This window comes from Neobacillus sp. OS1-32 (genome assembly GCF_030915425.1).
Taxonomy (GTDB): Bacteria; Bacillota; Bacilli; order Bacillales; family Cytobacillaceae; genus Neobacillus; species Neobacillus paridis.
In genome coordinates, this window is the sequence record NZ_CP133263.1 from 4,202,138 (window position 1) to 4,217,064 (window position 14,927).

Below are 14,927 nucleotides of genomic sequence, written 5' to 3' on the forward strand. Positions count from 1 at the left end.
TTTATAAAAAGCGAGGTTGCAAGTTATGACTGAAATAAAGGTACTATGTCGATTTTGTGAGTTAAAAACGACCTGCAAGCGGCGGCAACAAAAGCAAAAATACGAGGATGCAGGCTGGCAAACTTATTGCACAAGCGCTAAACCAATAAAAAGGAGCGGTAACAATGGACAAAAAGGCAGAACGCAAAGAAGCACGCAAGCGGCGCGACCAAGAACGCAAGAGAAATAGGCGAGATAAAGAAACGTATGGATTTACGATGGATGCAATTATAGGCGAGGAACAAACGGACAAGCTGCGGCAGGTGGTGCGGTCATGACGTTTTTTATAAGAGATTACAAAAAACGCAAATATATTTTGTCTTAACAAATAAAACCTATGCGCTAGATTGCGAGAGTTTGATAATACCGCAATCTATTCATAAAAACAAAATAAAAGGGGGAATAAAGATTGGAAGAAAAGCAAACGGAAGTAAACGAGCAACATCAAGAGCCGGACATCGAAACGATCCAACGGGAATTGGATGAAACAAAGGCGACACTTCAACGAAAGTCCATAGAATACGATTTTTACCGTAGAGCCAGTGCAAAAGGTATCAGCAACATTGACAAAGTGATGCCGTTCCTAGATTTCTCAAAGGTTAACGATGCAGAAGGTGTGGATACCCTTGTGGAAATGATTGATATTCTCGCTGGCGTGTCGGGTTCAAAAAAAAACATCCAAAAGCCATTGGGTGAGCCGTCTAACTCCGGGAAAATAATCCCGGACAAATCGCCCGATACATTACTAAAAGAAGCAGGCGACAAGGCGCGCAAGTCCGGAAAATTAGAGGATATTGCCGCTTTTAGTGCATTAAAACAAAAACTATTTGGAGGTAACAAATAATGACATTAATTTACAATTCTGATTTAATTGGAAAAAAACAATCGGTGGTTGACGAAATTTTATTATTAAATCCAAATCAAACGCCAATGATTAACCTTTTAGGATTTAGTGATCCAGTCATTTCTACCACGCATGTATGGTACGAGGACGAAGTTTTTGCTACCAAATCAAAAGTCACAACGGCAGCAACCGCCGCAGCTACGGAATTAGTAGTCGAGAGTGTTGAACCATTTCGTGGTGACGTAGTAGCGCAGATTGACGAAGAAATGGTACTCGTTAAGTCCGTTGATTCGACAGCGAAAAAGCTGACGGTCGTTAGGGGCTACGCAGGTTCAACCGCAAAAGCAATTGCAGCAAATACTGAAATCGAAGTTCTCTTCGTAGAAGGCGAAGAAGGGGCAGCAGCAAGGGAAGCCCGTTATAAACAACGCGTAAAGGTTGAAAACTTAACGCAAATCTTTGACGATAGCGTCGAGGTTTCGGGAACGGCTCAAACAGTCGGTCAGTACGGAATCAGCGACCTATACGGCTATGAGAAAGCCAAAAAGGAATTAGAGCTCGCGCTTCAACTTGAAAAAGCTGTAATCAACGGCTTGGCATTTGATAACGGGAAAGTTCGTCAAATGCGCGGAATCCGTAACTTTATCCAAACGAATGTTACCGACGCTACCAAAAAGGATATCACAATTGACATGCTGAATGATATTTCGCAAGGTGTTTATTCTAATGGTGGATTTTCTAGCGGCGGACAGTATGCGTTTATCGTGCCCGCCAAGCAAAAACGCAAAATCAGCGACTTGCAAAACGATAAATTGCGTCTTGTTCGCGCTGAAAATACTCGCGGTCAAGTAGTCGACTATATTCAAAATGACTTCGGAATGTTCCCGGTTGTGATGAACGACAACTTAAAAGCGGACGAGTTGCTATTCATCGACACTAACCGTGTTAAAATTCGCCCGTTGGGTGACCGCTCATTTTACCACACGTTATTAGGAGTAACAGGCGACCGCACACAAGGCATGTTAGTCGGTGAGTACACGCTTGAATTCCGACAAGAAAAAGCTCACGCTCGCATTAAAAATCTAGCTTAAACACTTTAACGCCAATAAAAATAAGGCGTTTTTATTTTGCGCAATTAAACTGCGGTTTTGGCATTGCCGCAGTGGAGCGCAGACAGACCTCCGAAATGGCCAGTCCCGCGGCTGGCCTTATACATAACTTCGCGATGATGGTGCTAAAACGTGCCGGAGCGGGAGAAATTTAACCAAGGAGGCAAATGAAATGGATGGAAATATGGAGTTACTGCGGTTTGGCTTACTCGCAAACAAAGTTACACTTTACCGGATGATGGTGCCGCAAAGCGTCATCAACGAACTAGCAGACGCTAAGCGAACAATGACCACACTTCAAGGCGATAAAAGGCTCGGCAGAATAGCGACAAATATCGTTGGCATGGTCGACCAATTAATTGAGTATGCAACGGTATTAAATGGCGGTAATAGATATCGCGCAAGCATAATAGAGGGCGAATTACAGTCAAAATGGCTCGAAATTGAAGCGATGATTGACGCTCTAGCAGACGAAGAAGGGAGGCAGTAACGATGGCTTTTGATTTACGTGCAAGGTTAAGGTTAGACGACCGCATGAGCGACCCGTTGCGTAGGATTGCACGCCAGGCAGAACGCAACCAGCGCATAATTAGCCAATTAAACCGCACTACCAGTCAACTAGATAGAGCGAATCAACGCTGGATAGATTCAAACGGCAGACTTCGCGATGGATTAGGTCGATTCGCGCGTCAAACGGAAAGTAACCAACGAGCAATGGAGCGATTAAACAGGACGACTCAACTGACAAGAATAGAGACTGGACGACTAGGCGACGGATTTAGACTATTAGGAGGCACGGCACGCGGAATATTTTCGCTTAAAAATGCGTTCGTTGGCTTAGCGGCTGCAATCGGCGGTACAGCGGCTGCGAGAAAGGTTTTTGACAATACGATTGGCGAGGCGGCAAAGTACGAGCAAAGTGCCGTTACAATAGAAGCAATGTTTCAAAACAGTAAAAAGGCATCTAAGTATATGAATGAAATGAATAAACTTGCGATAGACTCGCCGCTATTAAATTCGCAGGACATCTTTGCAAACTCGAAGTCATTTATCGCCTTTTCACAGTCAATTCCGACACTCAAGAAGATGTTTCGATTGGCCGAGCGATTTGTAGCGCTAGATCCTTTTCAAGGGGTTGAAGGTGCAGTGTTCAGTATGAAGGAGCTATTTTCCGGCGATGCATTCTCGATTCAAAGGCGATTTGAAATAGGCACAAAAGCGGAGTGGAACGCGATTAAAAAATTGCCCGTCAAAGAGCAGATAGGCGCAATCGATAAATTATTGAATAAGTATCGGATTACCGATGATTTGATAAAGAAAATGGGAAATACAACTTTAGGCATTTGGAATCAGATAAAAGAAAAAACGCAAGTTATTATGCGCGATATGGGCAAGCCTGCGTTAACGGTAATTAAAAAATTCATTGACGAAATTAATAAAGGCATGGAAGGCGATAAACTAAGCGGATTTCAAAGAACTGGCGCAGATATTTTAAAAAATATTGCGACTGGGTTCGTTGAGGCCGCTAAAAGTATCGGTAACTGGATTCAGAGCATCCAAAACGACTCGGAGTTTAAAAAGAAAACGACGTTATTTGGCAAAGTAGAATGGATTATCTCGGACATTTTCGATTCCTTTATAAACTGGCTAGATGGCGGTGGAAGTGAAAAGATCGCTAAAACAGTTGATACGTTAATCCAATCACTTGCAGCCGTAATTGAGGCGTCAACTAAAGCATTAATGCCGGTAGCGATTAAAGTTGGCTCGGCAATTGGTAGCGGTATTGTCCAAGGAGTTAACAAAGCAATTAAAGACTCGTGGGTGCTTAATATGCTGGCGGACTCTAAAACGCGAAATGAATTTTTAACAAATAAAGCATCCCAATTTGTCGGTAAAAAAGTAATTGATTACGTGATCGGTAAGAAAAAGAAATCGAGCGGCACCGGCAACGGCAGCAGTAGCGCTGGCAAATTCGGTCATAAACCTAAATCTTATGCAAGCGGATTGACTCGCGTACCTTACAACGGCTATCAAGCGACTTTGCATAAAAATGAGCGCGTTTTAACGCCAGAGGAAGCGAAGGCATATAATGATGGCGGTAGCGGTGGAAATACGTACCATTTTGGTAATATCATCATTCAAGGCGGTGCAACCGACAGGCAAACAGCAAGGAAGCTACTCGAAGCAATTACACGTGAGATTGAGCTTGCTGGAGGTGCAGGCGCATAAAAAAAGGCGATCAAGTAATCGTCATTGGCGATGATGATAGCGATAATTATTTTGTGGTAGATGCAGTTGATTAAATGCGGCTGGCCTTGCGGTTGCAGGGCTGGCGTTTTTTACATATTTCGCTTGTACTTGCGGAAAAGTTTGGGTAATATAGAGTTAACGACATACATCGCTATGAACTGGCGTTGTTAATAATCCTAACGAACAAAAACAATCGTCAAAAAGCTCTGCAAACGTTGATATTATCGCGTTTAATCGACCGTAAACGTAACCGACTAATTTACCATCGATAATCCCAATGCGATTGCTTCCTGCGGCTGCGGTTCATCGTTCCGCACTGCAACGGCAGCGGGTACACCGGAAGAATGCTGAATAGCAAAAAAGGCGTCCAATGGTGGACGCCTTTTCTAATCTATTTATCAAACATGGAAGAACTGTGTAATGGCTGAATTCTTGCCTTTGGATCCATAAAGGCCTTTGCATTGTTTACGGCGGTTGGCGCTTCGCCAAAACCGGCTGCAATTAATTTTACTTTTCCATCATAGGTACAAATATCACCGGCAGCATAGATTCCCGGAATATTTGTTTCCATTTTGGAATTGACAACGATAGAATTCTTTTGAATCTCGAGACCCCATTCTTTAATTGGACCAAGCGATGAAACAAAGCCGTAGTTACAAATAACGGCATCCACATCAATTGTTTCCCGGCTCTTGTCAGCAACGCTTTCCAGCACTACTTGTTTAATGCCATGATCGTCGCCAATTAAATCAGCAGGAACAAATGGTGTTTTTACTACTACTTTAGAATTAAATAAGTTTTCAACACTATGCTCATGGGCACGGAATTTATCCCGACGGTGGACAATCGTCACTTTTTCGGCAATAGGCTCAAGCATTAAGGCCCAGTCGACCGCAGAATCTCCGCCGCCAAATACGACGACTTTTTGACCGGCAAATTGATTGAGATCCTCGATGAAATAATACAGATTTTTTCGTTCATATTTAGCAGCACTTTCCAATTCTAACCGGCGTGGTTGAAAGGCGCCATTTCCTGCGGTAATAATAACCGTCTTTGTATAATGAACTTCACAGTTGGTTGTTAATTTAAATGTTCCGTCTTCTTGTTTTTCTAATTTTTCAACCGATTGTTCCAGTGCCACTGTTGGTTCAAATTTAGCCATTTGTTCTTTTAGGTTGTTAATTAATTCTTGAGCACGAATTTTAGGAAAACCGGCAACATCATAAATATATTTTTCCGGATATAGTGCAGTTAATTGACCACCCAGTTGCGGCAAGCTCTCAATAATTTTCACAGATGCTTGTCTCATTCCCCCGTAAAAGGCAGTAAATAAGCCGACGGGTCCCCCACCAATAACCGTAATATCATATATTTTTTGATCTTCCTTCACAATGATCCCCCCAACTAGTAGTTGCAATTCCCACACATTATCATACCATAAAACAAAAAATTTCTCCTAACTTTCTGCAAAATACGCATTTTTTCGGTTGTAACTTAATGAGATAATTTGCCTCTTTTCTATTTAGTAAAAATAAATGATGTAAAGTAAAAATAAATGATGTAAATAGCTTGAATTTGTGAGAAAACTAGCATAAGATGTATTAGGGAATATTGTTAAGATTCTGTGACAAAAAAAGTACATTTTTATGAAAAATAGTAAAGTGAATGGTAATGTTGAAAGGTTGACGGGAGTATATTTTTAAAAGCCTGGAAACCAATTGATTTCTTTGCATTTATTCGTGAAGTTTATCACATACATTTTCTTACTTTTTAAAATAAAAATGTACAGAGCAGTGGAAAATAAAATAAACATTATTAAAAAGGGTGGAAGTGATTAAGTTGAGAAAGCCAAAAATCGTGATCCTTGGGGCCGGATACGGTGGATTATTAACGACTGTACGCTTGCAAAAGCTGGTCGGGGTTAATGAAGCAGATATTGTTTTGGTGAACAAAAATGACTATCATTATGAAACAACTTGGTTACACGAAGCTTCAGCGGGTACACTTCATCATGATCGAGTACGTTATGATATTCAAAATGTCATTGATCACAGTAAGGTGGACTTCGTTCAAGATACAGTGGTTGAAATCAAAAAGGATGAAAAGAAGGTCATTTTGGAAAAGGGCGAAGTGGAGTATGACTATCTCGTCATTGCACTTGGCGGTGAACCGGAAACATTTGGTATTAAAGGCTTAAAAGAATATGCTTTTGGCATTACCAGTGTTAATTCGTCACGTCAATTACGCGAGCATATTGAATACCAATTTGCCACTTATAATATGGAAGAAGAAAAAGACGACAATCGGTTGACGATTATTGTTGGCGGAGCAGGTTTTACCGGGATTGAATTCCTTGGAGAATTAACGAACCGCATCCCTGAACTATGCCATGAGTACGATATCGATCAAGGAAAAGTGAAAATTATTTGTGTTGAAGCAGCGCCAACGGTACTTCCTGGTTTTGATCCGGAGCTGGTCGATTATGCAGTGTCGCAGTTACAACGGAGAGGCGTGGAATTTTTAATTGGTACCGCCATTAAAGAAGCTACTCCTGAAGGAATTTTAGTGGCCAAAGGCGATGAAGAGCCATGGGAAATTAAAGCGGGAACAGTCGTTTGGGCAGCCGGTGTCCGCGGAAATTCAATCATTGAGAAATCTGGCTTTGAAGCGATGCGTGGACGGGTGAAGGTCCAACCCGACCTCCGCGTACCGGGATATGATGATATCTTTGTTATTGGTGACAGCTCGCTTGTGATTAATGAAGAAATCAATCGTCCTTATCCGCCAACGGCACAAATATCGATGCAGCAGGGTGAAGTGGTTGCTCGCAATCTCGCCGCGCTGATCCGTAATCAGTCACAGTTGGAAAACTTCAAATTTGATAACAAGGGCACAGTATGTTCATTAGGGGAAGATGATGCGATCGGCGTTGTGTTTGGTAAAAAACTGACCGGCAGCAAAGCCGCATTTATGAAAAAGGTAATCGACAATCGCGCCCTTTATATGATCGGCGGTGTCTCCCTTGTATTGAAAAAGGGAAAATTGAAATTATTATAATTCGATCTTGAGCGATGAAGGACAGGGATTTTTACATCCTTGTCTTTTTTTGTCCCCGATCCGACAGGACGGGCTTCAACAGCCTTTCATCGTTTTTTGGGGGGACATGCCTCTGAAGCATATATTTTCATTGACTCCTCCATTTCCATTCAGTACACTAAAAATTGATGGTTAAAGGGGGATTTTGATGAATATTGCGTTTTTGCTCATCTCAATTGTACTATTTTTTGTCCTGTTTTTTGGAATCGGCTTCATTTTAAATATGATCCTGCGCATGACCTGGGTTATGACTGTGATTTATCCATTTATTGTTATTTTTATTATCGATAAAGTGCGTGTTCTTGATTATTTTGTAAAAAGCAAATATGCCTTTCAGGAATTAGGACAGCGGATAACCTCCCTAGCTTCCGCCGATATTATTATTTTGCTTAGCGGCCTTGCCGGAGCGATTGCCTCAGGGATTACCATCAAGCTTTTACGAAAAAAAGGATATCAAATGTTTTAATAGCCTCTTGCCTGTCGGTGAGAGGTTTTTATTTTTTAAAATTTTTCCCCTTCTTTTTTGAATATTTCCTAACATCTTGGGAATGAATATTTTGGGAGGAGTGAAAAATTTTAATGAATAAAATGAAGAAGTGGACAAAGCGTTTCGTGATGACATGTTTATTCATGATCGCATTATTTGTAACATTCCAATCGCTGTCTGGAGTGGACGCGAAAACATTAGTCAGCCGTTTGGCCAATGTTCTCTCCACCAGCAAAAATGTATCGGGGACCCCTTCCTTGGAAGAAGCCTTTGACTGGTCCAAGTACCCAAAATATACGGTGACAGCCACAGGCTACACCGCTGGATATGAATCAACAGGAAAAAATAGAAACCATCCGGAGTACGGAATTACCTATTCCGGGGTTAAGGTAAAACGCGACCTATTTTCCACGATAGCTGCAGACTTAACGGTATTCCCAATCGGTACGATTCTTTTTATTCCAGGATATGGTTATGGGGTCGTAGCCGATAAAGGGGGAGCGATTAAGGGGAATAAATTAGACCTGTATTTTGAAACCGTTGAAGAAGTGTACCGCTCATGGGGAAAAAAACAGGTCGATGTGTATGTCATTCAAAAAGGTGATGGCTCATTAACGGAGAAGCGGTTGCTGGCCTTAAATGAAGATAAGGCATTGCAAGTATTCCGCCAACAATATATGAAATCAGAAAAAAGATAAACAGGTCACGCACCTGTTTTTTTTGTTGCCAGGAAAAATAAGGTTCATCGGAAGGATAGCTCAGCTTTGCTTAAATCCCCTTTTTTATGGTACTTTTTTGTTTAAGTATATTTGAAGGTGGAGACCGGGATGAAGGACTTTCCAATCGAGTATTATGAGTTTTTTGTCAGCTTTAATGAAGGGGATTATTATACATGTCATGATTTATTGGAAGAAATATGGATGACAGATAAGCAGAATTTATTTTTAAAAGGGTTATTGCAAATGTGTGTTTCCCTCTATCACTATTCCTACGGAAATGTGAAGGGTGCGAGGATGATGATGCTTACTGCCTATTATTATTTACAGGACTATCGACCAAAATATTGGGGTCTGGATTTGGAGCAGGTCTATCCTTTCATTGAAGAGTGCCTGATGACATTTCCCAAGGATCTTGATAGTATCCCTTATGAAAGAATTGGTGAACTGCCCCAATTACCAACTTTACTGCTATATTTAGAAGATGATTAGAAAGTCGAAATAATGCTGTTTTTTCGCTATAATTGATACGAATAATGCGGAGGTGATGATCATGTTTCAAGTGAAAACAGAATTAGATTTATCAGCGGAACATGAAGGCTTGATTATTGGTCTATTGGACCAACCAGAGAAGTTTTCCGGTCCGTTAGCAATACTGGATGAACGTTTTGCTGGAATGCTGACAGAGCTTGTTAAATCCGGAGATATTTCGGCTAAGTTAAAATCGATTAGTAAAGTACATAGTTTAGGAAAAATTGCTGCTAAACGCATCTGGTTTGTCGGGCTTGGAAAGGAAAAAGAACTATCCTTTGATCAATTACGCGAGTCATTTGGTAAACTTTTTAAAGAAGTGAAGAACAGCCGCTTGACGGAAGCTGCCGTTTATTTAGATTCCTTCATCACTGAGAAATTCGATGGACGGGATGCCGCACATGCGCTAAGTGAAGCCGTTGCTCTTGCCAGCTATCAATTCGATGGCTATCGGCAAAAATCGAATGAACCGGAGCGAAAGCTTGAGCAGCTAACGGTGTACAGTGAATCGGCCGATGAAGCGGATGTTCAGGCATCTTTAACGGTTGGCTATGCTTTTGGCAGGGGAACAAATTCGGCAAGAACGCTTGTGAACACTCCGGGAAATATGTTGACGGCAACAGATTTAGCAAACTATGCTGCTGAGTTGGCTGCCAAGTATGATTTTGAAGTCGAAATATTAGATAAACCGGAAATTGAAAAGCTAGGCATGGGGGCATTTCTGGCGGTTAACAAAGGTTCTGACGAGCCGCCAAAAATGATCGTGCTCAAATATCAAGGTAAAGACGAATGGAAGGATGTCATCGGTTTAGTCGGAAAGGGGATCACCTTTGATACGGGCGGTTATTCGATTAAGACAAAAACCGGAATCGTCGGAATGAAAACCGATATGGGCGGCGCGGCAGCTGTTCTTGGAGTGATGGAAATCATCGGTGAGCTTCGACCGGAACAGAATGTTGTTGCCGTTCTTGCCGCTACCGATAATATGATTAGCGGCGGGGCTTTTAAACCGGATGATGTGATCACCTCGATGAGTGGAAAAACAATTGAAGTGCTAAATACCGATGCTGAAGGGCGCTTAGTATTGGCGGATGCCGTGACCTATGCGAAGCATCACGGTGCCGAGTATTTGGTTGATGTTGCCACGTTGACCGGCGGCGTCATCACTGCACTAGGGGTGCATACAACTGGAGCGATGACCAATTATGAGCCGCTATATGAGCAAGTATTGGAGGCATCGATGGAAGCCGGCGAGCAAATGTGGCAATTGCCGCTGTTTGAGTCGGAAAAGAAACGCGTCCGTAACAGTAAAGTTGCCGATTTAAATAACTCGCCTGGGAGCGAGGGACATGCGATTGTCGCTGGTGCGTTTATTGGTGAGTTTGCCGAAGAAACCCCATGGGTCCATTTAGATATTGCCGGGACCGCCACCGCTTCCAAAGACTATGACCTCGGTCCTGCAGGGGCAACAGGCGTCATGGTTCGTACGCTTGCATTGTTCGTTGAACGATTCGAACCGATTGAAAAATAACGGCAGCGGTTTGGGAACCCAGCGACCAAGAAAAATCCTGGAAATGATCTCATGAAGCGTTTATGAGAACTGCGGAATGATGGAAACAGCCGGAAATGATCTCATGACCCGTTTAAGAGAACCTCCGGGCCGGAAAAAGTTACTGTTCAGTTCTCATAGCTCAAACAAATCCGAAGCAATAACCACAGCCCGCCCACTCAAAAGGCCCGCTTCCGGCATATGAAATAGTATAGTAAATATTAAGGAGGTAAGGCCTTCATGTACCCATATTATCGCAGTCCCTATCCGGTTCCGGACCAAAGATTTTTCGGTTGGGGCTGGCCGTTATTGGCAGTAGGCGGGTTGAGCTTTTTAGGAGGATTAATTGGCGGTGGTATAGGCGGCGGACTTGGTGCTGCTTCAGTGCTGCGTCCACCGTTTGGATATGGTTATCCCGGTTTTGGCTATCCAGGCTTCGGATTCCCCGGTTTTTACTAGAAATGAAAAACAGCTGCGGCTGTTTTTTTTTATACAAAAAAAAGGAAAATCATGATGAAAGGGAGAATAGTGTATAGGAAAATTTCCTAATTGGGGAAATCAAACTGATAAAACATGGAGGCAGAAAATGATTGAAAATACGTTAATTGCTGCGTTAGGAATCGAAATTACCCATCTGGAAGAGGGAAAAGTCATTGCCACGATGCCGGTTGATGAAAGAACGCGCCAGCCATTTGGCATCTTACACGGGGGCGCTTCGGTTGCCTTAGCCGAGACAGTAGCGAGTCTTGGTGCCTATGAATTGGTCAATAAAGAAACAGAGGCAGTCGCAGGACTTGAAATTAACGCCAATCACGTGCGTCCAAAAGCAGAAGGTCTTGTAACTGCGGTTGGCACCGTCCTTCATCGCGGCAAAACAACGATGGTTTGGGATATTAAAATTACGGATGAACAGGATCGGCTTATTTGTGTTTCCAGATGTACCATGGCGATTATTAAAAAGACTAAATAATGTTGAGGATGGTATAATAGACCATCTTTTTTTGTAAAAAAATGCTTGTGAAATCGTGTTATAATGAAATAAATAAAAATAGAAAAAAAGCACAGTTTTTTGTACATGTTTCGCTATATAATGTATTACAAGACCAATGGTGATAAAGGGGGTGAAGACCATGAGAACGGAGCGGCAACATTTATTTATTGATTTCGAGTTTTCAATGCCGGAACGGAATGTCAGGATGAAGGATTTTTATGCGGAAATCATTGAGGTTGGGATTGTCTCAGTCGTGAATGATCAGATTATCGAGCAATTTTCTTCTTTTGTGACCCCTCTCAAATTTCCAAAACTAACCGAACGTTGTAAGACATTCTTACATATTACACAGCAGCAAGTTGACTCGGGGCTGTCCTTTTATGATTTTATTCGGAAACTGGAAGAATTTAATAAAAATAATTTAGACACTACCATTGTCACTTGGGGAAATATGGATATGAAAGTTCTACGTCATAATTGTCTAAAGGCAGGCGTAAAATTCCCTTTGAATGCTGTTGAATTAGATTTATCGATGGAATATAAACGTTTTTTTGGCGACCAAAATCAAACAGGTCTTTGGAAAGCCGTTCAGGAATATGGCAAGGAAGGGACAGGACGACATCATCGGGCACTTGACGATGCGCTGACTACCTACAATATATTCAAGCTGGTGGAAAAGGATAAACGCTACTTGGAAAAACCGAAACCGACGACGATTGGGGATCGGGTGGATTTCTCGAAATTATTAAATGAATTTGCGTAAATGGCCAAATCGTTCAAATTGATTTGGCCATTTAAATTATGCTTTAAAATAATCTTTTTCTAATAAATGCAGATTTTTTAGACTCATTTCTGCCCACTTTGTCGAATTTGCCTCAAGCTCCTGCTTCATTTTTTCCACTGCTTCCTTTAGGGAATCCCAATAATTTGGGATTTCCTCGGTAAATGGCTTGACCATTTGTTTTTGAATATTGGCCTGCTCTCTATAGGCAAGTGCTCGGCGTTCATGAAAAATCATCACATCTGCGTCCTTTGGATTGTGCAGATCCCCTTGCATAGGATGCTTCAACACCCCAAGTATTCTAACTAAATAATGCTGCGGACGGATATCCGTTATTTCCCCAATATATTTTCCTGTCTTATAAATCCCTGTTACGATAGTCCCGATTTGCAATTCAGGCATATGAACACCCCTAAAAGTATTTTGATACTTCTATTTTAGTATGAATTCGCGGAAAATGAAAAACAAAGTGTAATAAAGTGAAATTTAGAGGAAAGATAAGATGAAGAATTTCTTACCTCTGCTTATTCAAAAAAAGGTTGTTCCTGGGTTGGCACCAGTGTCTCAGGCATGTCAGTAGCGCCAAAACAGAACAGAAGGAAGGAGATCAAAAAGTGGCAAATTCCGTTTATCCTCAGCTGACGACAGAAGTGGCTGAGAACGAAAGGCTCGTAGAAATGGAAACATCGATGGGGAATATTAAGATCAAGTTATTCCCGGAGTATACGCCAAAGGCAGTGGAAAACTTTGTAAAGCACAGTGAGGAAGGTTATTATGATGGGTTGATTTTTCATCGGGTAATTAAAGATTTCATGATCCAGGGAGGCGATCCTTACGGTAATGGTACCGGCGGGGATAGTATTTGGGGGAAACCGTTTGAGGATGAGTTTGTTCATAATCTTTACAACCTGCGTGGAGCGCTGTCGATGGCAAATGCTGGTGCCAATACAAACGGGAGTCAATTTTTTATCGTGCAAAGCAGAAAACTCGATCCATCGATGAAACAACAGATGGAACAAGCCGGCTATCCAAGCGAAATCATTGAAGCATATGATAGAAATGGCGGCACTCCCTGGCTTGACCATCGCCATACGGTATTTGGACAAGTAATCTCAGGAATGGATGTGGTAGATCAAATTGCCGCTGTACCTGTTGATGCGAAAGACAAACCGAAACAAGATGTGGTGATCCAGACGATAAAACTATTAAAATAAGCCGGTTTCTTGGTATGAAGCATTTTTTACTGCTATAATTATGGTTAATAAGCTCCTTTAAGAAGGGAAGTAAAAAGATGTTTCATCCACTTGTATTGTCTTTGTTTTTATATTTTCCTGAAGATAAATCAGAATATATTCCGGCAGCCATCAGCTTTATGATTTTTTTAATCGGGGCATTTTTCACAATGCGCCTGATTATCAAGGTTTCTAAAAGGGAAGCAGATAGAGCTAAGGAATTAGAAGATAAAATCCTAAAAAAGCAAACTCCCAATCAGGACAGCTAATGACGGGCTGTTCCTTTTTTTACCTTCCAGATTAAATCAGGACTGATTACCATCGTATAACGACTGAGGAAAATCCCCATACTAAGGGCAAATTGTCGATCTTGGAGGTATTACATTGAGGAAGATTTGGATGATTGTTCCGCTGCTCCTGCTGACTGGGTGTACGGAAAAACAAATAACAAAGACAAATGTAAAAATGTATAATGCAGACGGGGATTCACTTGGGACGATTAAGCTGGATGAACAATCAAGCGGTGTAAAACTTACGGTGAATTTAAAAGGGCTGCCACCAGGTGAGCATGCGATTCATATTCATAATAAGGGAAAATGTAAACCGCCCGATTTTAAATCGGCCGGCGACCATTTTAATCCCGAGAGTAAAGACCATGGACTTCTCTATCCAAAAGGGGCACACGCCGGGGACCTCCCTAACCTGGTTGTGGAAGATGACGGCTCCGTTAAAACGGATTTAATGGCACCCAATGTTACCCTAAAGGATGGGAAGAAATCATTGTTTACCAAAGACGGTACCTCCATCGTCATTCACGATGGAAAGGACGATGGAATGACACAGCCGGCAGGCAACTCGGGCAAGCGGATTGCCTGCGGCGAGATTTCTAATGATTAGCAGAAAACCCCTACTGATGGAAGTTTCACTTTATGGTGAAGTGTTCAGTTTCATAAAAAACAGGGCGTCTTCCCATAGAGACCGCCCTTTTTTCTTTTTATAGGTAAAAATCTAAGCTTATCCCAAATTTTGTACATACACTACCATGAGATTGTATAGGAGGGATTTAGATGGAAAAAAGGCAATTCGGCATGTATCCAGGTCAGTATTTCCCGCATATGGGTTATCCACAAATGGGGGGGTTTCAAGGCTATCCGCAAATGGGCTACCCGCAAATGGGCGGTTATCATGGCTATCCGCAATTTGGAGGTTACCAAGGCTATCCGCAAATGTCGGCTCCATACTATGGCATGCGAAAAACAGACAAGAAATAAAGGAACGAATTCATTTGGTTCTTTGGAAGAA

Annotated in this window: 19 protein-coding genes and 1 pseudogene; 18 read left to right on the forward strand and 2 right to left on the reverse strand. The window is 41.9% G+C overall.

Features of this window, described 5'->3' with window-relative positions; translation table 11 throughout:
* Positions 1–164: 164 nt before the first annotated feature.
* From RCG24_RS20600 to RCG24_RS20625, 6 genes and pseudogenes are all read left to right on the forward strand, one after another.
* Positions 165–317, forward strand: a complete 153-nt coding sequence (locus RCG24_RS20600; protein WP_308077924.1) for a hypothetical protein — start codon at positions 165–167, stop codon at positions 315–317.
* Positions 318–448: 131 nt separating this feature from the next.
* The gene (locus RCG24_RS20605) at positions 449–883 is read left to right on the forward strand and encodes a hypothetical protein (protein ID WP_308077925.1); all 435 of its coding nucleotides are present in this window, start codon (positions 449–451) and stop codon (positions 881–883) included.
* Complete coding sequence (locus RCG24_RS20610) at positions 883–1,974, forward strand: SU10 major capsid protein (protein WP_308077926.1); 1,092 nt, start codon at positions 883–885, stop codon at positions 1,972–1,974. The genes RCG24_RS20605 and RCG24_RS20610 overlap by 1 nt, the downstream gene beginning before the upstream one ends.
* Before the next feature lie 190 nt (positions 1,975–2,164).
* Positions 2,165–2,482, forward strand: a complete 318-nt coding sequence (locus RCG24_RS20615) for a hypothetical protein (RefSeq protein WP_308077927.1) — start codon at positions 2,165–2,167, stop codon at positions 2,480–2,482.
* A gap of 2 nt (positions 2,483–2,484) precedes the next feature.
* Positions 2,485–4,221: a hypothetical protein gene (locus tag RCG24_RS20620; protein WP_308077928.1), complete on the forward strand. Its 1,737-nt coding sequence runs from the start codon at positions 2,485–2,487 to the stop codon at positions 4,219–4,221.
* Positions 4,222–4,500: 279 nt separating this feature from the next.
* Positions 4,501–4,593, forward strand: a pseudogene (locus RCG24_RS20625) (iron-sulfur cluster assembly accessory protein); the annotation flags it as partial.
* Positions 4,594–4,633: 40 nt separating this feature from the next.
* Here RCG24_RS20625 and RCG24_RS20630 read toward each other — a convergent pair.
* The gene (locus tag RCG24_RS20630; RefSeq protein WP_308077929.1) at positions 4,634–5,632 is read right to left on the reverse strand and encodes an NAD(P)/FAD-dependent oxidoreductase; all 999 of its coding nucleotides are present in this window, start codon (positions 5,630–5,632) and stop codon (positions 4,634–4,636) included.
* 440 nt (positions 5,633–6,072) lie between these two features.
* Here RCG24_RS20630 and RCG24_RS20635 point away from each other — a divergent pair, with 440 nt between their 5' ends.
* The 8 genes from RCG24_RS20635 to kapD all read left to right on the forward strand — a co-directional run bounded on the left by RCG24_RS20635 (position 6,073) and on the right by kapD (position 12,375).
* Complete coding sequence (locus tag RCG24_RS20635; protein ID WP_308077930.1) at positions 6,073–7,299, forward strand: NAD(P)/FAD-dependent oxidoreductase; 1,227 nt, start codon at positions 6,073–6,075, stop codon at positions 7,297–7,299.
* A 187-nt stretch (positions 7,300–7,486) separates the two neighbouring features.
* The gene (locus RCG24_RS20640; protein ID WP_202655661.1) at positions 7,487–7,804 is read left to right on the forward strand and encodes a YuiB family protein; all 318 of its coding nucleotides are present in this window, start codon (positions 7,487–7,489) and stop codon (positions 7,802–7,804) included.
* A 113-nt stretch (positions 7,805–7,917) separates the two neighbouring features.
* On the forward strand, positions 7,918–8,523 hold the full coding sequence (locus tag RCG24_RS20645; protein ID WP_202655662.1) for a 3D domain-containing protein: 606 nt from the start codon (positions 7,918–7,920) through the stop codon (positions 8,521–8,523).
* 129 nt (positions 8,524–8,652) lie between these two features.
* Entirely contained in the window at positions 8,653–9,033 is a 381-nt protein-coding gene (locus RCG24_RS20650; RefSeq protein WP_202655663.1) for a DUF309 domain-containing protein, read from the forward strand.
* A 61-nt stretch (positions 9,034–9,094) separates the two neighbouring features.
* Complete coding sequence (locus RCG24_RS20655) at positions 9,095–10,603, forward strand: leucyl aminopeptidase (RefSeq protein ID WP_308077931.1); 1,509 nt, start codon at positions 9,095–9,097, stop codon at positions 10,601–10,603.
* Positions 10,604–10,861: 258 nt separating this feature from the next.
* Positions 10,862–11,080, forward strand: coding sequence for a hypothetical protein (locus RCG24_RS20660; RefSeq protein WP_308077932.1), 219 nt, complete (start codon positions 10,862–10,864; stop codon positions 11,078–11,080).
* A 127-nt stretch (positions 11,081–11,207) separates the two neighbouring features.
* A complete protein-coding gene (locus tag RCG24_RS20665; protein WP_202655666.1) occupies positions 11,208–11,591 on the forward strand; it encodes a hotdog fold thioesterase in 384 nt (127 codons plus the stop codon).
* A 160-nt stretch (positions 11,592–11,751) separates the two neighbouring features.
* Positions 11,752–12,375 (forward strand): 3'-5' exonuclease KapD, encoded by a 624-nt coding sequence (kapD, locus tag RCG24_RS20670; RefSeq protein ID WP_202655667.1) that lies wholly within the window; start codon positions 11,752–11,754, stop codon positions 12,373–12,375.
* A 36-nt stretch (positions 12,376–12,411) separates the two neighbouring features.
* Here kapD and RCG24_RS20675 read toward each other — a convergent pair whose 3' ends face one another.
* On the reverse strand, positions 12,412–12,795 hold the full coding sequence (locus tag RCG24_RS20675) for a kinase-associated lipoprotein KapB (protein ID WP_308077933.1): 384 nt from the start codon (positions 12,793–12,795) through the stop codon (positions 12,412–12,414).
* Positions 12,796–13,070: 275 nt separating this feature from the next.
* Between RCG24_RS20675 and RCG24_RS20680 the strand changes: the two genes are divergently transcribed.
* The 4 genes from RCG24_RS20680 (at position 13,071) to RCG24_RS20695 (ending at position 14,896) form a co-directional block, all read left to right on the forward strand.
* A complete protein-coding gene (locus tag RCG24_RS20680; RefSeq protein WP_202655761.1) occupies positions 13,071–13,607 on the forward strand; it encodes a peptidylprolyl isomerase in 537 nt (178 codons plus the stop codon).
* Between the two features lie 77 nt (positions 13,608–13,684).
* A complete protein-coding gene (locus RCG24_RS20685) occupies positions 13,685–13,894 on the forward strand; it encodes a hypothetical protein (protein WP_202655669.1) in 210 nt (69 codons plus the stop codon).
* Positions 13,895–14,024: 130 nt separating this feature from the next.
* Positions 14,025–14,522 carry a superoxide dismutase family protein gene (locus tag RCG24_RS20690; RefSeq protein ID WP_202655762.1) on the forward strand — a complete coding sequence of 166 codons (498 nt, stop codon included), beginning with the start codon at positions 14,025–14,027 and terminating at the stop codon, positions 14,520–14,522.
* Positions 14,523–14,692: 170 nt separating this feature from the next.
* Positions 14,693–14,896 (forward strand): hypothetical protein, encoded by a 204-nt coding sequence (locus tag RCG24_RS20695; protein WP_308077934.1) that lies wholly within the window; start codon positions 14,693–14,695, stop codon positions 14,894–14,896.
* The last annotated feature ends 31 nt before the right edge of the window (positions 14,897–14,927 follow it).